Below are 22,668 nucleotides of genomic sequence, written 5' to 3' on the forward strand. Positions count from 1 at the left end.
CATGCAAATGAATGAACCGGGCGCAATCACTGCCGGCCGCAAGATCGGCGACGTGATCCTGGACATGCGCAATATCTCGCTGTCGTTCGGCGGAGTCAAGGCGCTGACCAATATCTCCTTCGACGTACGAGAACACGAGGTCCGCGCCATCATCGGCCCCAACGGCGCGGGCAAGAGCTCGATGCTCAACGTGATCAACGGCGTGTACCGCCCGCAGCAGGGCGAGATCGTGTATCGCGGCCAGCAGCGCAAGAATATGGATTGCTACGCCGCCGCCAAGTCGGGCATCGCGCGCACCTTCCAGAATATCGCGCTGTTCAAGGGCATGACGGTGCTCGATAACATCATGACCGGCCGCAACCTGAAGATGAAATCGAACTTCCTGCTGCAGGCCCTGTACTGGGGACCGGCGCAGCGCGAAGAGATCGAGCACCGCCGCAAATGCGAGGAAGTGATCGACTTCCTGGAAATCCAGCATATCCGCAAGACGCCCGTGGGCCGCCTGCCCTACGGCCTGCAGAAGCGGGTGGAACTGGGCCGCGCCCTGGCGGCCGAGCCGCAGATCCTGCTGCTGGACGAGCCGATGGCCGGCATGAACGTGGAAGAGAAGCAGGACATGTGCCGCTTCATCCTCGACGTGAACGAGCAATTCGGCACCACCATCGTGCTGATCGAGCACGATATGGGCGTGGTGATGGATATCTCGGACCGCGTCGTGGTGCTGGATTACGGCAAGAAGATCGGCGACGGCACGCCGGACGAAGTCCGCACCAACCAGGACGTGATCGACGCATACCTCGGAGTGGCCCACTAAATGGATATTTCCTTCTTCGCCGAGACGCTGATCGGCGGCTTGCTGTCCGGCGTGATGTACGCACTGGTGGCGATCGGCTTTGTGCTGATCTACAAGGCCTCCGGCGTGTTCAATTTCGCCCAGGGGGCGATGGTGTTCTTTGCCGCGCTGACCTGCGTCGGCTTCATGGACAAGTTTGGCTTCCCTTTGTGGCTGGCCGTGCCGGCCACGGTGCTGGCCATGGTTGTCCTTGGTCTCGCCATCGAACGCGTGGTATTGCGGCCGCTGGTCAACCAGCCCGAGATCACACTGTTCATGGCCACCATCGGCCTGGCCTTCTTCATCGAGGGCCTGGCGCAGCTGATCTGGGGTTCGCAAGTCCATAAGCTGGACCTGCCGATCGAAGACGTCCCGAGCGAATACTTCATGAATGAGTTCAACATCATCGTCTCCAATTTCGACCTGGTTGCCGCCGTCATCTGCGCAGCCATGGTGGTCCTGCTGGCGCTCATGTTCACCAAGACCAAAGTGGGCCGCGCGCTGCGCGCGGTGGCGGACGATCACCAGGCGGCTCAGGCGGTCGGCATTCCGCTGCAGCGCATCTGGGGCATCCTGTGGGGGGTCGCGGGCACCGTCGCGCTGGTGGCGGGCATGTTGTGGGGCGCGCGCAATGGCGTGCAATTCGCGCTGACCTTCATCGCGCTGAAGGCGCTGCCGGTGCTGATCCTGGGCGGCTTCACCTCGGTGCCGGGCGCAATTGTAGGCGGCCTGATTATCGGCGCCTCGGAAAAGCTGGCGGAAGTCTATATCGGACCGCATGTGGGCGGCGGTATCGAAGGCTGGTTCCCGTACGTGCTGGCCCTGATGTTCCTGCTGGTGCGCCCGGAAGGGCTGTTCGGCGAAAAAATCATCCGGAGGATCTGAGCGATGTTCTACCGCGAAGCAGGACAATTCAAGACCAGCTACGAGGCGGACGGCCAGATCCTGCCGATCCGCCAGGACCGCGTCGCCCTCGTCACCACGCTGGCCGTGGCGCTGGTGGTGCTGCCGCTGGTGTCGTCGCCTTATATGCTGTCGGCCATCTTCATTCCCTTCCTTATCTTCGCTTTGGCCGCCCTGGGCCTGAATATCCTGACCGGATATGCCGGCCAGCTCTCGCTGGGGACCGCCGCCTTCATGGCGGTGGGCGCCTTCTCGGCCTATAACTTCATGCTGCGCGTGCCCGGCATTCCCGTCCTGCTGGCCTTTGTACTTGGCGGCCTGTGCGCCGCGATGGTGGGGATTGCTTTCGGGCTGCCTTCGCTGCGCATCCGCGGCTTCTACCTGGCCGCTTCCACGCTGGCCACGCAATTTTTCGTGGTGTGGTGCCTGACCAAGATCGGCTGGCTGACGAATTACAGCTCGTCCGGCGTGATCACCGCGCAGAAAATGGAAATCTTCGGCTACGGCTTCGATACCCCGGAGCGCAAGTATCTGCTGGTACTGGCCGTGGTGGCCGTCATGGCGCTGCTGGCCAAGAACATGATCCGCTCCAATGTAGGCCGCTCCTGGATGGCGGTGCGCGACATGGACGTGGCGGCGGAAGTGATCGGCATCCGCCTGATGCGCACCAAGCTGCTGGCTTTCGCCGTGAGCTCTTTCTACTGCGGCGTGGCCGGCGCGCTGTACGCCTTTGCCTACCTCGGCACCGTGGAACCGGAAGCCTACAACCTGGAACTGTCCTTCCGCATCCTGTTCATGATCATTATCGGCGGCGTCGGTTCGGTGCTGGGCGCCTTCCTCGGCTCGGCCTTCATTGTGCTGCTGCCCGTGTTTCTGAATATCCTGGCGCACGGCCTGGCCCTGCCGACAACCGTGGCGTCCAACCTGGAGCTGATGGTGTTCGGCGCCCTGATCATATTCTTCCTGATCGTGGAGCCCCACGGTCTGGCGCGTTTATGGCAAATCGGTAAAGAGAAACTCCGCCTGTGGCCCTTCCCCCACTGAGCGGTCAACTAAAAACCTGGAGACAACAAATGAAATCGTTCGTATTTGGCATTGCCGTAGCAAGCAGCATCGTCGCCAGCAGCGCATGGGCGCAACCTGCGGAACAATTCGTCGCCCTGCCCTCCTACCGCGTCGGCCCGTATGCTGCGGGCGGCTCAGGCTTTTACGGCGGCATCATTGACTACTTCAACCTGGTCAATGCCAACGGTGGCGTCAACGGCGTGAAGATCAGCTGGGAAGAATGCGAGACCGAATACAATCCTTCGCGCGGCGTGGAATGCTATGAGCGCCTGAAAACCAAGAACGGCGGCGCCACGGTGGTCGAGCCGCTGTCGACCGGTATCGCCTACGGCATCCTGGACCGCATCCCGCAGGACAAGATCCCGATGACGACCCTTGGCTACGGCCGCTCGGACGCCGCCAACGGCAAGGTCTTCCCCTATGTCTTCCCGCTGATCTCGAACTACTGGAGCCAGGCGGCGGCGATGGTGAAATACCTGGGCGAAAAGAGCGGCGGCATGGACAAGCTGAAAGGCAAGAAGATCGTGCACCTGTACCACGACTCCGCCTTCGGCAAGGAACCGCTGCCGGTGCTGGAAGCGATGTCCGCCCAATACGGCTTTGAACTGGTCAAGATCCCGGTCGCACCGCCGGGCAGCGAACAGCAGTCGCAGTGGCTGCAGATCCGCCAGGCCAAACCGGACTATGTGATTCTGTGGGGCTGGGGCGTGATGAACTCCGTGGCCATCAAGACCGCGCAGCGCAACGGCTTCCCACGCGAAAAGATGCTGGGCGTCTGGTGGGCCGGTTCCGAGGAAGACACCGTGCCATCGGGCGATGCGGCCAAGGGCTACTCCTCGATGACCTTCAATACGCCCGGCAACTATCCGCTGCTGGATGAACTGCGCAAGAAGGTATATGCCGGCGGCAAGGGCAACCTGGCCGACCAGAGCCGCATCGGCTCCGTGTACCACATGCGCGGCCTGACCGCGGGCGTGATGTATGTGGAAGCGATGCGCGCCGCGCAGGAGAAGTTCGGCAAAGGGAAAGCCGTGAACGGCGAACAACTGCGCTGGGGCCTGGAAAACCTGAACATCGACGAGGCGCGCCAGAAAGTACTGGGCGTCTACAACATGTTCCCGACCGTGAAAACCTCTTGCGACGATCATGAAGGTTCGGGTGCCGTGAAAGTGCAGCAATGGGATGGAAAATCCTGGAAGGCAGTCACCCCGAACTGGGTGGTGGGCGATAAAGTCCTGCTGCGCAAGCTGGTGGACGAGTCGTCCGGCAAATACGCCGCTGAGAAGAAGATCACGCCTGCCTGCATGAAGTGAGGGGCCAATGAGCTACCTGTCAGTCAATAACATCGAGGTCATTTACGACCACGTGATTCTGGTGCTGAAGGGCGTGTCGCTACAGGTCCCGCAGGGCAAGATCGTCGCCCTGCTGGGTGCCAACGGCGCCGGCAAGTCCACCACCTTGAAGACCATCTCGACCCTGCTGCGCGGCGAGCGCGGCGACGTCACCAAGGGCGAGGTGCAGTTCAAGGGCGAGCGCATCGACCAGCTCACGCCCAATGAACTGGTCAAGCGCGGACTGTCGCAGGTGATGGAAGGACGCCACTGCTTCGGCCACCTGACCATCGAGGAGAACCTGCTGACAGGGGCTTACACGCGCAGCGCATCGCGCGGCGAAATGAAGGAATCGCTGGAAAAGGTCTACCACTACTTCCCCCGCCTGCGCGAGCGGCGCAACAGCCAGGCGGGCTATACCTCCGGCGGCGAGCAGCAGATGTGCGCCATCGGCCGCGCGTTGATGGCCAAGCCTTCCATGATCCTGCTGGACGAGCCCTCGATGGGCATCGCGCCGCAGATCGTGGAGGAGATCTTCGGCATCGTCAAAGACCTGAACGCGAAGGAGAATGTGTCCTTCCTGCTGGCGGAGCAGAACACCAATGTGGCCCTGCGCTACGCCGACTTCGGCTACATCCTCGAAAACGGCCGGGTGGTGATGGAGGGCGAGGCCAGCGAACTGGCCAACAATGAAGACGTCAAGGAGTTCTACCTCGGCATGTCCGGTGCCGGCCGCAAGAGCTTCCGCGACATGAAATTTTACCGTCGCCGCAAACGCTGGTTAGCTTAATCATGAACCTGAACAAAGCCAAAGAATTCTGCCGTACCCTGCCCGGGACCACCGAAGACATCAAATGGGAATGCAACCTGGTGTTTTCGGTCGGTGAAAAAATGTTTGCCGCGATGGATGCGAACGACAAAGCCAAGGCAATCAGCTTCAAAGTCGACGACGACCGCTTCCTGGAACTGACAGATCGCGACGGCATCATCCCGGCGCCCTACCTTGCGCGCGCCAGGTGGGTCAGGGTGGAAGACCTGTCCAAGCTGCCGGATGCGGAAGCAAAGGCCCTTCTCAAGCGCTCGCACGAGCTGGTATTTGCCAAACTGACCAAGAAACTGCAACGCGAGATTGAAGGAGCGGCATGATGGCCGAAACCCTCGACAGCCTCGAAACGCGCCCGCACGCCGAGCGCGAACGCGATCTGATGGAACGCCTGCCCTTGCTGGTGGCGCAGGCGCAGTCGGCGCCGGGCTGGGCGCGCATCCTGTCCGGCGTCGATGCTGCGCGCATCAACAGCCGCGAGATGCTGGCGCAGTTGCCGGTCACGCGAAAATCGGACCTGAAGGCGCTGCAGGCGCAGGAGCGCCCCTTCGGCGGCTTGAACAGCACGCCCGTGGCTAAGCTGGGCCGCATCTTCATGTCGCCAGGTCCCATCTTCGATCCGGAGGGCCGTTCAATCGACTGGTGGCGTTTTTCCCGCCCCATGTACGCCGCTGGCGTGCGCCCCGGCAGCCTGGTGCAGAACTGCTTCTCCTACCATTTCACGCCGGCCGCCTTCATGGTGGAAGGCGGCGCGGCGCGTATCGGCTGCACGGTGATCCCCGCCGGCGCCGGCCAGACCGAACTCCAGGTGCAGGCAATGGCGGAGCTGCGGCCGGATACCTATATCGGCACGCCATCCTTCCTGAAGATCATTATCGAGAAGGCAGCCGAAATGGGCGCGGACATCAGCAGCGTGCAGCGCGCCATGATAGGCGCCGAAGCGCTGCCCGAGTCGCTGCGCCAATGGTTCGCCGACCACGGCGTGCCGCAGGTGATCCAGACCTACGCCTCGGCAGACATCGGCAGCATCGCCTATGAGACGCGCAGCAACGGCAAACTCAATCCCGGCATGGTGCTGGACGAGGAGGTGCTGCTGGAGATCGTGCGCCCCGGCTCCGGCGAACCTGTCGCACCGGGCGAAGTCGGCGAAGTCGTGGTCACTCTGTTCAACCCCGACTATCCGCTGATCCGCTTTGCCACCGGCGACCTGTCGGCGGTCTTGAGCAATGCGGAAGCTTCGCCCTGCGGCCGCACCAACACCCGCATCAAGGGCTGGCTGGGCCGTGCCGACCAAACCACCAAGGTACGCGCCATGTTCGTCCACCCGTCGCAAGTGCATGAGATCACGCGCCGCCATCCCGGCATGGCCAAGGCGCGCCTGGTTGTTTCGGGCAAGATCGCCGAGGAAGTGATGACGCTGCACTGCGAAACCGACGACCCGGCCCTGCGGCAGCAATCCGCCGAAATCATCGCCACCATCCGCGATATCACCAAGCTGCGCGGCGAGGTCCTGTTCGCGCCACGCGGCAGCCTGCCCAATGACGGCAAGATCATCGACGATGTGCGCGATTACAGCTGAGATCAGGCCGCATGTGGTGTAAATCCAACTGTTCCTAGGGCAGGCGGCGGAATGGCGGGATAATTGAACCATTCTTGACCTGCCGCAGAAACATCATGCAAGATTTTCACCACAACCGCGCACGCGCTCTGCTGGAGAACGCGGAAGAACTCTTCGACAAGGAAACGGTGCAGGCATCGGTCAGCCGCATGGCCGATGCGCTCAATGATCGCTTTGGCGACGCGTCGAAGCAGGAATTCCCCCTGGTGCTCGGTGTCATGGGCGGCGCAGTCGTCTTCACCGGCAACATCCTGCCGCAGCTGACCTTCCCGCTCGAATTCGACTACATCCACGTCAGCCGCTACGGCGATGACGACCAGGGCGGCAAAGTGGTGTGGAAGGTCGTTCCGCGCCCGACCGTATCCGGGCGCACCGTGATCGTGCTGGACGACATTCTCGATGAAGGCGAAACCCTGGCCCACGTCAAGGAACGCCTGCTGGAAATGGGCGCCAAGGAAGTGATCATCGCCGTCTTCTGCGACAAGGACATTGGCAAATCCAAGCCGGTCAAGGCTGACCTGATCGGCCTGACCATTCCGAACCGCTTCGTGGTGGGCTTCGGCATGGACGCTTACGGTTATTGGCGCAACCTGCCGGGCCTGTGGGCCATCAACCCGGCTGACTTGCGCAAGGGCTGAACTCAGGCCGGCAGGCGGATTACGGCATTCAGTCCGCCCTCCGGGTGATTGGCCAGCACCAGTTGGCCGCCATGGCCCTCCACAATGCCTTTGGCAATGCCCAGGCCCAGCCCCATGCCCGAGTCATTGCGCTCGCGGCCATGGGAAAGGCGGACATACGGCTCCAGCAGGCTCGGTATCGCTTCTTCCGGCACGCCGGGGCCATGGTCGCGCACCGCGATTTCCGTCCAACCATCCAATGAACGCACGCTGAGCTGCGCGCGCTCGCCATAGAACAAGGCGTTATCGAGCAGGTTGCCGATGGCGCGCTTCAGCGCCAGCGGCTTGCCACGCACGGCGACGCCGCTATCGTCGTATGCCACGCTGTGGCCCGCCAGTTCCGCGCTGCGCGCCAGGCGGCGGATCAGGGGATCGAGCTTCACTTCGGCCGGGTTTTCGTGGATATCGCTGTCCTTCACGCACTGCAGCGCGCCCTTGACCATCATGTCCAGTTCATCAAGGTCTTCTTCGAACTCGCCGCGCAAGGCGTCGTCATCCAGCAGTTCGGCGCGCAGCTTCAGCCGCGTGATTGGCGTGCGCAAGTCGTGCGAGATGGAGATGAACAGGCGCTCCCGATCCTTGATGTACTTGGCGATACGCTCGCGCATGGCGCTGAAGGCGCGCGCAGTGTTGACGAATTCCCGGCTGCCCGATTCCGGCAGGGCGGGCGCATTTTCATCCTTGCCGAATGTTTCCGCCGCGTCGGACAGGGCGGCCAGCGGACGCGTAATCGACCGCACCACCAGGAAGGACAGCAGCAGCAGCACCGCCAGCGAAACGCCCTGCACCACCAGCTTGTCCGCCGACAGAGGGTCGTTGCTGTTCAGGAAATATGGATTGGGCATCAACGTGGCGAGGTACAGCCAATTGCCCGGCTCGAGTTCGGTCTGGATCACCAGGATCGGCGCGGGATCGGGCTTGAGCAGGAGGATGTGGCGCACCCAGGCCTCGGGCAGGTCGCCCACGCGGACGCCATCGGGCGATACAGTCAGCTGGTCCGGCCATGCGAAATCCAGGCGTATCCGGCTTTCCCCCGGCAGGTCCTTGCGCAGCGTGGCCTCCAGCGCACCCAGGGCGCTCGTTGCCAGCGTATTCGGCTCGATCTGCTGCACGGCGACCGCGCCGCGATTCAGTGCGACGTAGAAGCGGGTGCCGCCCATTTCCCGGAACTGCTGTATCAACAGACTGCGGTAGCTCGGTGGAAGGCTGCGGAAGAAGCGGATCGAACTGGCCGCGCCCTGCCCCAGGTATTGCGCGGCCGACTTGACGTCCGCCTGGGTCTTGTCGCGCAGCTGTATCGTCCACAGAACGCTGACCGCCACCTGCGTCAGCAACAGCCCCGCCACCATCACCAGCGACAGCCGCGCCAGCAACGACTGCGGCCAGAGCTTAAGCATGCGTCACCGCCACCGTGGCGGAAAATACATAGCCTGCGCCGCGCACAGTCTTGATCAGCATCGGCTGCTTGCCGTCGTCGTTCAAGCGCAGGCGCAGGCGGCTGATCTGCACGTCCAGTGAGCGGTCCAGCGGGCCGGAATCGCGCCCGCGCGTTTCCTCGCACAGCAAGCCGCGGTCCAGTACCGTGCCGGCATGCTCGACAAAATACTTCAGCAGCTGGAAATCGAGTCCCGTCAGCGCCAGCGGCGCGCCTGCGCTATCCACCACGGTACGTTCCGCCAGGTCGAGCGTAAAGCCGTTGAAATGGTAGGAGCGCACCGTTGGCGCGGGGTCCGCGCCGGCGCGGCGCAGGATGGCCTTGATACGGGCCAGCAGCTCCCGCGGACTGTACGGCTTGGCGATGTAATCATCAGCGCCGAGTTCCAGGCCCACCACGCGGTCGGTCTCGTCGGAACTGGCGGTCAACATGATGATGGGCAGGTTGGAACGCTTGCGCACGATGCGGCACAGCGCGAAGCCGTCGGTATCGGGCAGCATCACGTCCAGGATCACCAGCGCAAGCTGCTCGGCGTGCGCGTGCAATTCGGCCAGGAAGCTCTCGCCATCGTGGGCAAGGATCACCTCATACTGGTTCTTTTCCAGATAGGTCTTGAGCAGCAGCCGGGTTTTTTGGTCGTCATCGACGATCAGGATCTTGCGTGCCATGCTGGTTTCCTTGCTGTTTGTGTGAGCGGAGGTTCAGGGTGCGCAACAGCCCGCCCAGGCGGCGCTGCGTTTCGGCCACAGTCTGGCTGTCGTCCACGTAGAAGCGGTGAAGTTCGGCGATGATGGCGTCGCGGCTTTCCTCGTCGGCCGCCATGCGGTGCACCAGGCTTGGCGCCTGGACCGCCTGGCCCCGTGCAAAGCTGCGCCAGGATGAACGTGCGCAGCTGTCCATGGTGGCGGGATTGGCGTCGCGGCGCACCGGCACCGAGCCTTTGGCTGCGCTGTACTGCTGCTGTGCGAGCGGCGACATCACGGCTTTCGCCAGCTTTTCCTGCGCCGCCTGATGCGCATAATCATTGACGAACATGGCCAGCGTGTCGACGCTGTACAAGTGGTAGTTCTCGGTACCGGGTATCGCTGCGCAGGCAAAGTCGGTGTCGATGGCCTGGCCCATTTCATCGAGTTCCGCCTTGGCCCAGTCGCCCATGACGAACATGGCTGCCTCGCCGCGCGCGAAGCGCCGGACCGCATCGGTCCAGGGTTGTTCGTCGGTGGAATTGAGCATCCAGCCTTTCATGGCGCGCAGGCGCTGCAGTGCCTGCGCCAGGCGCGGGTCGGCTGCCGCCTGCGGGCTTTGCCGCACGAACAGCTCGCGGTAATAGTCAGGGCCGCCGGTGGCGAGCAACAGGTTTTCGAACAAGGTCGCCACCTGCCAAGGTTCGCTGCTCTGGACCAGCGGAGCGATCCCGGCGCCCCGCAATTGCCGCGCCACCTTCTCGAATTCGGCCCAGGTCGCGGGCGGCGCGAGATTCAGGCGCGCAAACACCTTGCGGCTGTAAAACAAGGTATTGATGCGGTGGATACCAAGCGGTGCGGCCACCACATGGCCGCGATGGCGAACCAGCTCCCGCACGGTGGGAAATAAGGCCTTGTTCCAGTTTCCTGCATTGGCTACGTTATCCAGTTCCAGCAACAGGCCGAGTTCCGCCCATTCCCCGATGGAGACGCCGATGATCTGCGTGGCATCCGGAGCGTTGCCGGCCAGGACGCGGCTGCGCAGCACCTTGCCGGCGCCTAGGCCGGCGCCGCCGGGAATCGCCGCATCCTGCCAGGTAACGCCTTCGTCGCCGAGGCGCGCCGCCAGCACATTGGCTGCATGGCGTTCGCCTGCCGACGTCCACCAGTGGAGCACCTGCAATGACGGCCCAGGGGCTGCGTGGCCCGCCAGGGATGTCAGCAACAGGGGGAGTGAAAGCAGGCGCGCCAGGCGCACAATCTGCAAACGCCGGTGGAACTTGTGCACCTACTACTCCAGCAGATAACGATCCGGCAATTCTATCTCCATGAAGTCATTTTGTGTCCTTTTACGGCATAGAACAGGATCAGCGCGTAACACGGAAGCAGCAGCCAGTACGCCGCCTGGTTGCCGGAAACGTCGGACAGGTGCCCGTACAGCATCGGCAGCAGCGCGCCGCCGGCAATTCCCATGATCAGCAAGGCAGAGCCGCTGGCGGTGTAGCGTCCCAGGCCTTCCAGCGCCAGCGGCCAGATTGCCGGCCACACCAGGGCATTGGCAAAACCCAGCATGGCGAGGAACGTTACCGTGTCCGGCACCGCCGGCACGCCGAACCAGCCCAGCATCGCCTGCGACAGGCCGCTGCCGCTGGCCGAACCCTGCATCACGCCGAAAGAAAAGACGATGCCGCAGATGGCGGAAAGCAGCAACGCCTGTTTCTGAGACAGCCAACGAGGAATCGCCACGATGCCAACAATGTATCCCGCCACCATGAAGCCCATGGTGTACGACGTGAGAATGCCGAATTTTTCCACATGCAGGCTATGCCCGTACAAACCGATCGTATCGCCCGCGATCACCTCCACGCCCACGTAAACGAACAGCGCCAGCGCGCCCAGCACCAGCCGGGGAAATTGCAGCACGCCCCAGCGCGAAGCGCCCGACTCGTTGCCTGCCTGCTGGTCCGGGATCTCGCTCAACGGGGCAAAGCGTACGATGACGGCCATCGCCAGCAGTCCGGCTGCCATCAGGCCGTAAGGCAGCACCAGCCGCTGCGCCAGCTGGCTACGCAGCAGGGCGCCCTCCGCTGCGCTCATGGCGGCCAGCGTGGCGTCGGAGTAGCGGCCAAAGTCCGACAACATCATGCCGCTGAACGCCAGCGGCACCAGCACGCCCGCCGTCTTGTTGAACAGGCCCATGATGCTGATCCTGGTGGCCGCGCTCTCGCGCGCGCCGATGCAGACGATGTAGGGGTTGATCGCCGTCTGCATCAGGGTCATGCCGCTCGCCAGCGTGAACAGCGCCAGCAGGAACAGCGGATAGGACGCGGCGCGTGCCGCTGGAATGAACAGCACCGCCCCCAATGCCATCACGGCCAGGCCGATCGACATGCCGGCGCGGTAGCCGGTACGGCGCAATACGGCCGCGGAAGGCAATGCCATCAGCGTATAGGCGATGTAGAAAGCGAATGTCACCCACAGCGACTGGAAGTTATTGAGGTCGCAGGCAATTTTGAGGAAGGGGATCAGCGATCCATTCAGCCATGTGGCGCAGCCAAGGATGAAAAACATCAGGCCGATGAAGCTCATGGCGACGGCCACGCTGGCGCCAGGGGCGGCTTGGGCAGCCCCCATCTCGAAGGTCTGTTCTTTTTGCATGTGGTTCCGAAAGGCGAAGAAGGGAAAGCCTCCCCCCGGCGGGAGGGAGGCGATGCGGCAAATCAGAACTTGCCGCGCAGGCCGACGCTGTAGCGCGCGCCGTTTTCATACACGCCGACCGGCAAGCCGTCCGTCGTGTTGGTGCGGATCAGCTCATTGCCGATATTGACGGCACTTGCGAAGATGCTCAGCTGCGGTGAGATGTCCCAGTTCGCCGTGGCATCCCACTGGCCGTACGCGCTGGTCACGTCCTGGCCGCCCTGGTCCAGGCCACCGTAAGACTTGGAGCGGTAGTTGTAGGACAGGCGCACGCTGTAGCTGTTCTTCTCGTAGAACACGCTGGCGTTCATCTGGTTCTTGGAGTTGCCGATCACATTGAGCTTGCGGCCGCCCGCCACCGCGCCAGTCTTGGCGTCGGTATAGGTAAAGTTGACCACCGTGCCGAAACCGGTGCTGCCGAAAGCCTGCTGCCACTGCACTTCCAGGCCGTTCACCTTGGCGCCGTTGTCGGCGTTATGCGGACGGGTCACCGGACGCTGGACGCCCGCCACATTCTCCATCGCCGTGGAGGTGTAAATGAAGGTATCGAGCTGCTTGGCGAAGGCGGTGGCCGACAGCAGCGACGCGTCCGCGAAATACCACTCCGCGCCGATTTCGAACTGGTTGGCGTGGTAGGGCTTGAGCAGCGGGTTACCGGCCGTGGCGGCGTTGGTGGTGCCGCTCACCTCCGTGCTGGAACTCAGGTCGCTGAAGGTATTGCGGGCCATCACGCGCGATGCGGCGGCGCGCAACAGCAGGTCCTTGCGGAAGTCGTACACGATGTTCACGTTCGGCAGAGCGTCGGTATAGCTGCGGCCCACGCTGCCCAGCACGTAATTGCCCTTGCCATCCAGGTCCTGATAGGCGTCGGAGTTCTGCCTGGTGCGCACCAGGCGCACGCCGAAGTCGCCGCGCCATTTGTCGAAGCCGTAATCGGCCCGCACATACGCGGCGGAGATCTTTTCCTGGATGCGGTAGTACTCGCCCTTGGACTCCTTGTAGACCATGCCTTTGTCGTACATGGCGAAGCCCTTGCTGGCGGCCAGCGCATCGTCCACCCAGGCGAACTGGGTCAGTGAGCCCGCAGTAGCGGCTTCCTGGCTGATCTTCGGCGAGGGGCCGGTCGACAGGTCGGCCAGGGTGTAGGGAATCCAGCCGGCGCTGCCTGGGCCGACGGTACCGATGGTGCGGCGGTTCTGCACCTTGTTGTCGCGGTACTTCACGCCGACTTTGACGGATTTGACGTATGCGTTGCCAAGGTCCAGGGTCAGGTCGGCCTGGCCGTAGTTTTCCTTGCTCTCCATGCGGCGGATCCAGTCGCGCGCACTTTGCAGTGTCAGCTTGGTCGGATCGAGTGGGCTCATGTCGAGGTATTTCACCTCGTAGGTATCCGGCGCAATATTGATCGTGGCGCGGGTGTTCCCGGTGAACCAGAAGTTGCGGTCATGTTTGCTGCCGCCGGATCCGGAGGTGGTGCCGGCCTGCGCGTGCAGCCGCCAGCCGTCGCCGTCGTAATTGCCTTCCAGGTCCAGCACTTTCGACTTCACATAGGCTTCGCGGTAGATCGGTTCGAAGGAAACCCCGTTCACTGGTCCCACCGTACCGCCCACGACAGACTTGCCGCCGTCCGAATTCGAAATGAAGCGCGGATTGTCGACGCGGATATTGTTGTTCGCGTCGGCCAGGCCGCCGATCTGCCACAGGTAGTTCTGGTTGCTGTTATCCATCTTCATATCGGAATTAAGGTAATTCAGCGATATGTCGGATTGGGAATTCGGGCGCAGCTGCAGGGTGATATTGCCGGTGGTGCGCTCGCGGTCCTGGCGGAAAATCGGCGTACCGCCGCCCCAGGATGCATAGGCATTCGGCGTCACGGCGCCGTTCTGGTCGACGATATTGTATTTGGTCGCGTCGGTGAAGTTTTCCAGGCCGTCGCGGCGCATGGTGCGCTCCTGGCGGCTCAGCGCGATCAGAACGCCGAAGTTCCTGGCTTCATTCACCCAGTTCACCAGGCCGGAGAACTGCGGATCGGTTTTCTTCGGCAGGTCGCTGTAGGTGGCCTCCGCCGAGAATTGGGCGGTGACCGGCTTCTTGAATTGCAGCGGCTTGCGCGTGCGGACGATCACCAGGCCGCCAATACTGCCTTCGTCCAGGTCGGCCGATGGGCTCTTGAACACGTCCAGGCTGCCAACCAGCTCGGAAGGCAGGATGTCGTAGTTGAAGCCGCGGCTCTGGGCGTCGTTCTTCCACCAGTAGGCGGATGCGACGGACTGGCCGTTCAGCTGCGTCATGTTCAGGTTCTTGTCGGTGCCGCGCACGAAGATATCCCGGCCTTCGCCCCAGCTGCGGTCGACCGAAATACCGGGAATGCGCTGCAGGGAATCGGCCACATTCTTGTCCGGGAACTTGCCCAGGTCCTCCGCCGTGACGGAGTCCACCACATTCAGCGCATCGCGCTTTTCGGCCAGGTTGCGCTTCAGCGTCTCGCGAATGCCGCGCACTTCCACCGACTGCACAGCGTCATTGCCGTCGGCGGCATGCACGGGTTGCAGTGCCAGCGTGCCGAACATCAGCGCGATCAACTGCGGTAGTCTCTTCCTTCCAAGCGGTGCTCCGTTCATTTCTTTTTCCTTATCGTCTCTAAAGCGCTGCAAAAAAATTCCCCGGCATGCTCCCCTTGCCGGGGCCAACACACTACTTTGGGGGAGTGTGATCATTGCTGCTGTGGCAGATACCACTTTGCAAATCCGTTCTGGATGCGGGCCGCCGCTTCCCGCGCCCCCAGCTTTCCGTTCAACACCTGCGCATTCACCGACCACAGCTCGCTTTCCATATTCGGCAGGCCGCGGTTCATGATCAGGGCATTGAGGCGGAAGTTAGAATCGCAGCTGTTGCGCCAGGCCGCCATCTGCTTGGCCAGCGGGTCGCGCACGGCGATCAGGTGGTTCGACAGGGTGAAGAAGCCGATCACGCGATTGGTATAGAGGTCGGCGAATTCCTGGGAACCGAGCCAGGCCAGGAACTTATAGGCGTCCGCCTTGTTGCGCGATTTGCGGTTGATGCCGATGCCGATGTCCATATGGTCCGAGATCTGGCAACGGTCGCCGGCCTGCTGCAGCGGCGGCGCGAAGACGCCCAGTTCTAGGTCCGCGAACTGGTTGAAATAGGAAATATCCCAAGAGCCGGCCGGATAGATTGCCGCGCCACCCTGGGCGAACAGGAGCTGCGCATCGCGGTAAGTCTGTACCGGCGCCGATTTGGGCAGATAGGCGGCAAGCCGGGCCTCGAATTCGAAGGCCGCCACAAAAGGCGCATCGGTGAACCTGGCCTTGCCCGCGATCAGCGCGCGCCGGCCCTGTTCCCCGCCCCAGTAGTTCGGGCCGATATTGGTGAACACCGTCTGGCTGGACAGCCATTCGTCGGCCGTGCCCAGCGCCAGCGGCGCGTATTGGCTTTTGCGCACCGCATCGAGTACGCCGAAGAATTCGGTTTCCGTCGCCGGCGCCTGCAGGTTCAGCTTCCTGAAGATCTTTTTGTTGTACAGGAAGCCGTGAATAACCGAAGCGACCGGCATGCAGAAAATGTCCTTGCCGTCGTCGGTCTGCCAGGCGACCAGCGCGCCTGGCGCGAAGTTCTCCATGCCGGCCTTGCCGTTCAGCTTGTCCAGATAGCCGCGGCGGTACAGCAGCAGCGAAGTATCGAAAGGACGGCAGGCCAGCATATCGCCCGCGGTGCCGTTGCCAAGGCGCGCGGCCAGGCTGGTGTCGTATTCGGTGGGCGCGGTGGGCGAAAACTTTACCGTGATGCCGGGATGCTTGCGCTCAAACGCCGGCAGCAGCACCGTTTCCCAAAGCGCCTTGTCGTCGACCCGCCAGCTTTCCAGCACCAGGGTGCCGGCACGCGCGGCACCGGCGCAAATCAGCGCCAGGAACAATGCGGCTCGCAGGATACGGCGGGTTGGCACGGCGGCTTCTCCACAAGGTGTTGTCGATCAGTAAATTCATGCTAACACCGTGAAAAATGTGACACCAGCGCCGGTACCGTGCGGATCGGCGTAACGCAAATCGTTGATTCTTATGAGGATAATTGTGGACAGGCTGGGCTCCGCTTACAAAACTTTACAGAGCGGAGGCCGCAGCCCGGAGAGGGCGTGGACGCCCCGTCAGGGGCGCTTACAAAACATTACGAAACGCGCGCATTTATTACGTGCGAAGCTGCAGCCGTGCGCGTGCAGCGTTGTATTCCGTCTTCAACCGTTCCAGCAATTCGGCCGTGGTCGGCGCATCGTGCATCATGCCGACGCCTTGCCCCGCGCCCCAGATATCGCGCCAGGCCTTGGCGGTGCCGCTGTCGAAACTCATTTTCGACTTATCCGATACCGGCAGGTTCTCGGGATCCAGGCCGGCCGCCAGGATGGATTTCTTCAGGTAGTTGCCGTGCACGCCGGTGAACAGGTTGGTGTACACCACGTCGGCCGCCGACGACTCGATGATCGCTTTGCGGTACTCCTCGGTGACGTTGGATTCCTGCGTGGCGAGGAAGCGCGAGCCGATATAGGCAAAGTCGGCGCCCATGGCCTGCGCGGCCAGGATCGCATCGCCGGTAGCGATCGAGCCGGAAAGGGCGATCGGGCCGTCGAAGATGCGCCGCACCTCGCCGACCAGCGCGAACGGCGACAGCGTACCGGCATGTCCGCCCGCACCGCTGGCCACCAGGACCAGACCGTCGACGCCCGCTTCCAACGCTTTCTGCGCATGGCGAAGGCTGATCACATCATGCAGCACGATGCCGCCGTAGCTGTGGATAGCATCCAACATTTCCACAGGCGGCGCGCGCAGCGAGGAAATGATGATCGGCACCTTGTGGCGCACGCAGACGTCGACATCGTGCTCCAGGCGCTCGTTCGACTGGTGGACGATCTGGTTGACGGCGATCGGGCCGACGCGGGCGCCCGGATTGACGGCCTGGTAAGCGGCCAGCTCGGCCTGCAAATCGGTAAGCCAGGTATCGAGCAGCTCTTTCGGCCGCGCGTTTAGGGCCGGGAAGGAGCCGACAATGCCGGCCTTGCATTGGGCGGCCACCAGGGCGGGGCCGCTGGCGATGAACATGGGAGACGCAATGACGGGGAGAGACAGGTCTTGCAATACAGCTGGCAGGGTCATGACACGGCCTTCGCAGAGTGAGATGGTCGAATGATTATAAAACAGCAACTATCCGCATTTCCGAGGCCCGGCTCTAATGGGTTCAGGGCGTTCAGGGTTTCCAGACGGCGGCCAGCGCCTTGATCTTGGTCCAGGTGGAGAGCCTTTCGTCCGACAGGGCGTCGAGGAAGTCGGACAGGCGTTTCGACTTCGCCATGGTGTACACCGTCATTGCGGTCGTGATGACGAAGGTGGCGCCGAAAATCCAGGCCCGGCGCGACATTGGCGCCTCGGCTTCGGCCAGCAGGTTCATGCCGAGGAAGCCGGTGGTGATGGTGCCGATCATGCCGAAGATGGTGACCACGGTCAGGCGCACCACGGTGTTGGCCTGGCGCCGCAGGCTGTCGGCTTCCAGGTAGCCGTTCATGTCCGCCACGCGGGTCTTGACCTCGGCGTAGGCGCGTTCGATGTCGAGATGCTGGCCGCACATGCGGAACAGCGCGCGGATCTGCTGCTGGTCGGAGATTTCCGTAAACCAGTAGCGGTGCGTGAAGCGCAGGAAGCTCTCGAACGCGTAGCGGATGCGGCGCTTGAAAACGCGCACGCTGTCGGCATCGGTCACGTTCAATTCGGTCAGCGCCTCGGCCAGGCGGTCGGAGAACATCAGCAGCGATGCCTTTTGCAGGTGGGCGATCATGAACAGCAGGAAGTGCTGATGGCGGAACTGCGATAGCACGCCGCGCTCCTTGCAGCAGAAGAATTGCGACCCGGCGTCGCCGATCACGACCAGCGCGTAGCCGCTGCAGATATAGCGTGTGTAGGGCGCCGCGCCGCCGTTGCACCAGAAACGGTCGTAGAAATAGCGCCGGTCGAAGCCGTCCGATTGCGTGCGCTGGGCGTCCGCCGGTGCAGCGGAAGTGCCGGCCATGGTGCCCAGGGCCGCGAAGTCGGCTGGCGTCAGTGCGCCCGGACGGTCGACCGCCAGGTAGGCCATCATCGGCATGCGGTAGTACTCCACCTGGCGGTAGCGCAGTGCGGCCGCGGCGCCGGGGGCATCGGGCTGCATCGGTTCCAGCAGGTAGCGCCAATGGCAGGAGATGCGCGGCGCCTGCTGGCGCACGACCTGGTCGATGAAGGCCTGGCGCTCCTGGGCGTCGGACTTTTCCAGCAGGCGGCCGCCGGCATCGAGCCACTCGACGCTGTGCATGCAATGCAGGGCATTGCCATGATCGTCCCAGCCGGCGGGGTAGGCGCGGCCGAAGCGGTACAGCAGCTCTTGCGCCTCATCGAAGGGCAGGTCGCTGGCGCCGACTTCCATCACCAGCAGCACGATGTCGACGTCGAAGAAGAAATGCAGGCAGAGGTTGTGCACGTCCAGTACGCGCGGCGCGGCACCGGGCTGGGTGCTGACGCGGACCTGGGCGATATCCTTGCGGCGGAAGATGCGGCGCTGGCCGGCGCCGAACAGGAAGCGCTGCACATAGGGCAGGAAGCTGACGAATTCGGTGTAGTAGCGCTCCTGGAAGGCGGGACTGGCTTCCTGGGCGGAGGTCACTTCGCGCCACGGTGTGTCGTCCCCGAGCAGCTCCCATGGCCGCGCGTGCGCGCGCTCGGCGCCGTCGGGCGGCATGAGCCGCAACGGCCATAAAAGAACCTGCCGGACATGCTGGACATGCGGGGATTGGGCGCTCATGCGGCCCAGTATAGCCGAGTCCGTGGCAACCCAAGGGCCTGACCCCAAGGTTGCCGCGGGCTCAGCCGTCGTTCAGGAGGATGTCGTTGTCGACGCGGGCGCTGCAGGCGCGCACCAGCTGCTTGATGGCCCAGGCGGCCAGTTCGTCGGGGTTCATGCCGAAGTACTTGCGCCCGATGGTGTCCATCAACGGGATCGATGCCAGCAGCGGGCCGACGGCGGCGACCGGCATGCTCTGGCGTTCCAGCAGCAGGAATTTGAGCAGCACTTTGACGGCATATTCGGCGTTGCGCTTCGGGTCCGCCGACAGGAAATCCAGGCGGCGGCGGGCGCGCGACAGCGCCGCTTGCACGTCTTCGAAGACGGCGCCGTGGCCGGGGATGACCACCTTGACGTCCAGCCCGGCGATCACGTCCAGCGTGGCGCCGGCTTCCGCAAAGCCTTCGTCGCCTTCCAGCTCGGGGAAGATGACGCCGAAGCCGTTCTGCCACAGCGCGTCGGCCGATACCAGCACTTTCTCCGACGGGCAGTAGTAGATGAGCGAGTGCGCGTGGTGGCCCGGCGCGCCCAGCGCCTGCCATTCCAGGTCGCCCAGCACCAGGCTGTCACCGGGCGTGACGACGCCGTCGATGGAAAAGCGTTCGCATTGCTGGCCGGTTGCCTTGAAGCTCAGCGCATCGTCGTCCCAATGCCGCACTTTTTCCGCTTCCGCCTCCGGGATGAAGGTATCGCAGCCGAAGTGGGCCTGCAGCGCCGCATTGCCGCCGCAGTGGTCGGAGTGCAGGTGGGTGTTGTACAGCCGGTCCAGGTGGCGGCCGCGCAGGGCATGGCGCACCAGGTCCAGCGTCTGCTGCTTGTGCGAGACATAGCCGCTGTCGATCATCGCCACGTCGTGGCGGCCGAACAGCAGCACATTATTCGAGGAGAGCCAGCCCCGTTCGAAAACGTGGATGGATGGGTGTAGCTTCATTGCGTCAGTCAAAATCGATCAGTTGCTCGCGGCGGCGCAGCTCAGCCCACACGGCGCGCTTGTAAGCGTCGTCGGCACGCGACCAGGCGACGATTTCATCGATGGTACGCAGGCAGCCTTCGCAAAAACCGGTGTCCTGGTTCATTTTGCACAGGCTGATGCAGGGGGATGGCACGGGCGTCGACAATTCCGGCGCGCCTGGCGGCAGTTCAGTACTCATGGCCGCCATTCTACCGCAGCGCGGCAAAAGCACCCTGGATGGCTAAAATGTTAACTTTGCTATACTGGCGGGGCACCACAACAATCAGGAGTGGCGAGGAGACAGTCCGACTAACCAGCCTCCGAGGTGCTTATGAAGCTCGACCGCCATTGGTTTTCCCACGCGCTGGGCCAGCTCGCGCGCCGCCGCCTGGGCCGTCCCGCCCCTGGCCTGCCGCTCTTCGTCGGCGGCGAGTTCCATTGCCGCGCCGGCAGCCGCCAGTACAAGCTGTATGTGCCGTCCAGCTACACCGGCCAGCCATTGCCGCTGCTGGTGATGCTGCACGGCTGCCTGCAGGACCCCGACGATTTCGCCGCCGGGACGCAGATGAATGCGGTCGCCGAGGAGCGCGGCTGCCTGGTGCTGTATCCGGCGCAGGCGCCGGACGCCAACCATACGCGCTGCTGGAACTGGTTCAGCGCCCTGGACCAGGAGCGCGGCCAGGGCGAACCGGCCATCATTGCCGCCATGGCGCGCGACATCATGACGCGCTATCCGGTGCCGCAAAGCCAGGTCTATATCGCCGGACTGTCGGCCGGCGGCGCCATGGCCATCATTGCCGGCACGCTTTATCCGGAGCTGTTCGCCGCCGTCGGCGTGCATTCCGGCCTGCCGTTTGCGGCCGCGCGCGACCTGCCGTCGGCCTTGCTGGCCATGCGCCGCGGCGCGGCCCGCGTGCAGGCGGCCCAGACGGCCGGCCAGCCGGTGATCGTGTTCCATGGGGACCAGGACCGCACCGTGCATCCGGCCAACGGCGAAGCGGTGCTGGCACAGGGCTTGCGCAGCCATCCGCTGGGCGGGCATGCCAACCCCGCCACGCTGGAGGGACGGGTGCCCGACGGCCATGCCTTCACCTTGAAAGCGCATTGGCTGGAGGACGGCTCCCCGCTGGGCGAGCATTGGGTGATCCACGGCGCCGGCCACGCCTGGTCGGGCGGCAGCGCGGCCGGCAGCTATACCGATCCGCGCGGGCCGGACGCCAGCCGCGAGATGATGCGGTTCTTCAGCGCTTCGCGAACCGCCATTTCATCGCCAGCACGCACAGGGCCAGCAGCAGGGTGACGCCGTTGGCGATGATCACCGGCCAGGCCTGCGTCTGCAAGCCGTAGATCAGCCACAGGACCACGCCCAGGCTGAAGATCAGGTACATGCCGGTGGAAATGCCGTCGGCATGGCGCTGGCGCCATGCCAGCAATACTTGGGGGACAAAAGCGAAGGTGGTGCAGAAGGCGGCGATAAAACCGAGCAGGTTGGGGTCAAGCGGCATCAGGGGACTTTCTGGGGACGTTCAGGGCGGCGATATGGGCGCGCAGGCATTCCGGGCACCAGCAGCCGACGGCGGGCGTTCCGGGGACCGGCAGCGCGGGCGGCAGGTAGGTGCACCAGCACGGCGTTTCGCCGGGCGCCCCGGTCGGCTGCCGGCCGGGCGGGGCATCGGCCATCGCGCAGTGGAACGCGGCGCCGCAACGCTCACAGGTGCTCATATCATCAATACAATCATGCGCCAGGGACTTGGCTGGAAAGCTTGAGCCTAGCGGATCAAACCGTAATTTACAACTCGATTGGCCCTATAATGCGCACCATTGACCTTAATTCTCATTTTCTGGAACTGCCATGACCAACCTGCCTTCCAACGACCCGGATATGTCCACTGATCTGAGCGGTGTTACGCCGCAAGTCAAAGCGCAGATCCTGGCCGAGGCACTGCCGTACATCCGCAATTACCACGGCAAAACCATCGTCATCAAATACGGTGGCAACGCCATGACCGAAGAGCGCCTGAAACATGGCTTCGCGCGCGACCTGATCCTGTTGAAACTGGTGGGGATGAACCCGGTCGTGGTGCATGGTGGCGGTCCGCAGATCGACAATGCGCTGAAGAAGATCGGCAAGCAGGGCACCTTCGTGCAGGGCATGCGCATCACCGACGAAGAAACCATGGAAGTGGTGGAGTGGGTGCTGGGCGGCGAAGTGCAGCAGGATATCGTCATGCTGATCAACCACTACGGCGGCCAGGCGGTTGGCCTGACCGGCAAGGACGGTGGCCTGATCCGTGCCCGCAAGATGGCCATGCCGGACAAGGAAAAGCCGGGCCAGTTCCTGGACATCGGCTTCGTCGGCGAGATCGAAGCGATCAACCCTGCCGTCGTGAAAGCGCTGCAGGACGATGCCTTTATTCCAATTATTTCCCCGATCGGCTTCGGCAAGGATGGCCAGGCTTACAACATCAATGCCGACGTTGTGGCAGGCAAGATCGCCGAGATCCTGAAAGCGGAAAAGCTGATCATGATGACCAACATCGCCGGCGTGCAGGACAAGAACGGCAACCTGGTGACCGACCTGTCGGCGCGCGAAATCGACGAAATGTTCGCCGACGGTACGATTTCCGGCGGCATGCTGCCGAAAATCTCGTCCGCACTGGATGCGGCCAAGTCTGGCGTGAACACGGTCCACATCATCGACGGGCGAATTGAACACAGTTTGCTGCTGGAAGTGTTGACCGAACAGGCTTTTGGCACTATGATCCGGTCTCACTAATTT

At 63.2% G+C, this 22,668-nt stretch carries 21 protein-coding genes; 10 read left to right on the top strand and 11 right to left on the bottom strand.

Annotation, left to right across the window (positions count from 1 at the left end; translation table 11 throughout):
- Window position 1 precedes the first annotated feature (1 nt).
- The 8 genes from H597_RS0117905 (at window position 2) to H597_RS0117940 (ending at window position 7,210) form a co-directional block, all read left to right on the top strand.
- Window positions 2-814: an ABC transporter ATP-binding protein gene (locus H597_RS0117905; protein WP_028103333.1), complete on the top strand. Its 813-nt coding sequence runs from the start codon at window positions 2-4 to the stop codon at window positions 812-814.
- A gap of 6 nt (window positions 815-820) precedes the next feature.
- Window positions 821-1,717 carry a branched-chain amino acid ABC transporter permease gene (locus H597_RS0117910; protein WP_028103334.1) on the top strand — a complete coding sequence of 299 codons (897 nt, stop codon included), beginning with the start codon at window positions 821-823 and terminating at the stop codon, window positions 1,715-1,717.
- A gap of 3 nt (window positions 1,718-1,720) precedes the next feature.
- Window positions 1,721-2,779, top strand: coding sequence for a branched-chain amino acid ABC transporter permease (locus H597_RS0117915; protein ID WP_028103335.1), 1,059 nt, complete (start codon window positions 1,721-1,723; stop codon window positions 2,777-2,779).
- A 29-nt stretch (window positions 2,780-2,808) separates the two neighbouring features.
- Window positions 2,809-4,113: an ABC transporter substrate-binding protein gene (locus H597_RS0117920; protein ID WP_028103336.1), complete on the top strand. Its 1,305-nt coding sequence runs from the start codon at window positions 2,809-2,811 to the stop codon at window positions 4,111-4,113.
- A 7-nt stretch (window positions 4,114-4,120) separates the two neighbouring features.
- The gene (locus H597_RS0117925; protein WP_028103337.1) at window positions 4,121-4,921 is read left to right on the top strand and encodes an ABC transporter ATP-binding protein; all 801 of its coding nucleotides are present in this window, start codon (window positions 4,121-4,123) and stop codon (window positions 4,919-4,921) included.
- A gap of 2 nt (window positions 4,922-4,923) precedes the next feature.
- Window positions 4,924-5,277: an MmcQ/YjbR family DNA-binding protein gene (locus H597_RS0117930; protein ID WP_028103338.1), complete on the top strand. Its 354-nt coding sequence runs from the start codon at window positions 4,924-4,926 to the stop codon at window positions 5,275-5,277.
- The gene (locus H597_RS0117935; protein ID WP_028103339.1) at window positions 5,277-6,533 is read left to right on the top strand and encodes a phenylacetate--CoA ligase family protein; all 1,257 of its coding nucleotides are present in this window, start codon (window positions 5,277-5,279) and stop codon (window positions 6,531-6,533) included. The genes H597_RS0117930 and H597_RS0117935 overlap by 1 nt, the downstream gene beginning before the upstream one ends.
- A gap of 95 nt (window positions 6,534-6,628) precedes the next feature.
- On the top strand, window positions 6,629-7,210 hold the full coding sequence (locus H597_RS0117940) for a hypoxanthine-guanine phosphoribosyltransferase (RefSeq protein ID WP_028103340.1): 582 nt from the start codon (window positions 6,629-6,631) through the stop codon (window positions 7,208-7,210).
- Between the two features lie 2 nt (window positions 7,211-7,212).
- On the opposite strand, the gene H597_RS0117945 is transcribed toward H597_RS0117940, so the two are convergent.
- The 10 genes from H597_RS0117945 to H597_RS0117990 all read right to left on the bottom strand — a co-directional run bounded on the left by H597_RS0117945 (window position 7,213) and on the right by H597_RS0117990 (window position 20,088).
- On the bottom strand, window positions 7,213-8,646 hold the full coding sequence (locus H597_RS0117945) for an ATP-binding protein (RefSeq protein WP_028103341.1): 1,434 nt from the start codon (window positions 8,644-8,646) through the stop codon (window positions 7,213-7,215).
- Window positions 8,639-9,352, bottom strand: a complete 714-nt coding sequence (locus H597_RS0117950) for a response regulator (RefSeq protein WP_028103342.1) — start codon at window positions 9,350-9,352, stop codon at window positions 8,639-8,641. The genes H597_RS0117945 and H597_RS0117950 overlap by 8 nt, the downstream gene beginning before the upstream one ends.
- The gene (locus H597_RS31475) at window positions 9,324-10,655 is read right to left on the bottom strand and encodes an ABC transporter substrate-binding protein (RefSeq protein ID WP_229632205.1); all 1,332 of its coding nucleotides are present in this window, start codon (window positions 10,653-10,655) and stop codon (window positions 9,324-9,326) included. The genes H597_RS0117950 and H597_RS31475 overlap by 29 nt, the downstream gene beginning before the upstream one ends.
- A 32-nt stretch (window positions 10,656-10,687) precedes the next feature.
- Window positions 10,688-12,025 carry a sugar MFS transporter gene (locus H597_RS0117960; protein ID WP_211232064.1) on the bottom strand — a complete coding sequence of 446 codons (1,338 nt, stop codon included), beginning with the start codon at window positions 12,023-12,025 and terminating at the stop codon, window positions 10,688-10,690.
- Between the two features lie 62 nt (window positions 12,026-12,087).
- Complete coding sequence (locus H597_RS31480; protein ID WP_083941166.1) at window positions 12,088-14,685, bottom strand: TonB-dependent receptor; 2,598 nt, start codon at window positions 14,683-14,685, stop codon at window positions 12,088-12,090.
- A 92-nt stretch (window positions 14,686-14,777) separates the two neighbouring features.
- The gene (locus H597_RS0117970) at window positions 14,778-16,028 is read right to left on the bottom strand and encodes an ABC transporter substrate-binding protein (RefSeq protein WP_028103344.1); all 1,251 of its coding nucleotides are present in this window, start codon (window positions 16,026-16,028) and stop codon (window positions 14,778-14,780) included.
- A gap of 238 nt (window positions 16,029-16,266) precedes the next feature.
- The gene (locus H597_RS0117975) at window positions 16,267-17,226 is read right to left on the bottom strand and encodes an NAD(P)H-dependent flavin oxidoreductase (RefSeq protein WP_028103345.1); all 960 of its coding nucleotides are present in this window, start codon (window positions 17,224-17,226) and stop codon (window positions 16,267-16,269) included.
- 91 nt (window positions 17,227-17,317) lie between these two features.
- Complete coding sequence (locus H597_RS0117980; RefSeq protein WP_028103346.1) at window positions 17,318-18,898, bottom strand: magnesium transporter CorA family protein; 1,581 nt, start codon at window positions 18,896-18,898, stop codon at window positions 17,318-17,320.
- A 61-nt stretch (window positions 18,899-18,959) separates the two neighbouring features.
- Window positions 18,960-19,868: an MBL fold metallo-hydrolase gene (locus H597_RS0117985; RefSeq protein ID WP_028103347.1), complete on the bottom strand. Its 909-nt coding sequence runs from the start codon at window positions 19,866-19,868 to the stop codon at window positions 18,960-18,962.
- Between the two features lie 4 nt (window positions 19,869-19,872).
- Window positions 19,873-20,088, bottom strand: a complete 216-nt coding sequence (locus tag H597_RS0117990) for a DUF1289 domain-containing protein (RefSeq protein WP_371850737.1) — start codon at window positions 20,086-20,088, stop codon at window positions 19,873-19,875.
- A 132-nt stretch (window positions 20,089-20,220) separates the two neighbouring features.
- Between H597_RS0117990 and H597_RS31485 the strand changes: the two genes are divergently transcribed.
- Complete coding sequence (locus H597_RS31485; RefSeq protein ID WP_051293894.1) at window positions 20,221-21,189, top strand: extracellular catalytic domain type 1 short-chain-length polyhydroxyalkanoate depolymerase; 969 nt, start codon at window positions 20,221-20,223, stop codon at window positions 21,187-21,189.
- On the opposite strand, the gene H597_RS0118000 is transcribed toward H597_RS31485, so the two are convergent.
- Window positions 21,131-21,394 carry a SemiSWEET transporter gene (locus H597_RS0118000; protein ID WP_028103349.1) on the bottom strand — a complete coding sequence of 88 codons (264 nt, stop codon included), beginning with the start codon at window positions 21,392-21,394 and terminating at the stop codon, window positions 21,131-21,133. The genes H597_RS31485 and H597_RS0118000 overlap by 59 nt on opposite strands.
- Window positions 21,395-21,771: 377 nt before the next feature.
- Between H597_RS0118000 and argB the strand changes: the two genes are divergently transcribed.
- Window positions 21,772-22,665, top strand: coding sequence for an acetylglutamate kinase (gene argB, locus H597_RS0118005; protein WP_154668170.1), 894 nt, complete (start codon window positions 21,772-21,774; stop codon window positions 22,663-22,665).
- Window positions 22,666-22,668 lie beyond the last annotated feature (3 nt).

Source organism: Pseudoduganella violaceinigra DSM 15887 (assembly GCF_000425385.1).
In the GTDB taxonomy this organism is placed as follows: Bacteria; Pseudomonadota; Gammaproteobacteria; order Burkholderiales; family Burkholderiaceae_D; genus Rugamonas; species Rugamonas violaceinigra.